Source organism: Neisseria sp. P0014.S009, assembly GCF_051958155.1.
In the GTDB taxonomy this organism is placed as follows: Bacteria; Pseudomonadota; Gammaproteobacteria; order Burkholderiales; family Neisseriaceae; genus Neisseria; species Neisseria flavescens_C.
In genome coordinates this window covers 1-351 of record NZ_JBQCVS010000071.1, presented here as the reverse complement: position 1 = coordinate 351, position 351 = coordinate 1, and the positions used below count along the sequence as shown (strand labels likewise).

Annotated in this window: 1 pseudogene; it reads right to left on the bottom strand. The window is 43.3% G+C overall.

The annotated features are described in order from the left end of the window. A pseudogene (locus ACTHS4_RS11705) lies at positions 1-299 on the bottom strand (hypothetical protein); the annotation flags it as partial. Between the last annotated feature and the right edge of the window lie 52 nt (positions 300-351).

Here is a 351-nt window from a genome sequence, read left to right as displayed (position 1 = left end):
CTTTGAAGCATTGCGGTCAATCGCACATCAAAATCTTCAGGAACGGTCACTTTAACAGCCTGTAAACCGACAGCGGCATACTCTTCGCCAATTTCAGATTGGAAGCGTATTACAGAATTATCTGAGGAAAGCTCAGATAACACCGGGTACTGCCAATGATCCAACAACGGGATGTCGGAAATCTGCTGTACCAACTTCCAAGCTGCTTTGTCTAAATCAGCTGTAACATAATCCAGCATTACCCAACCGGTTTTCACATCACGATCGGGATGTATAAAACACTCCGTATTCAAAAACATATGCGTCACCGAACCGTAATTATGGGTCGGTTACTTTGTTATGTGTTTACTC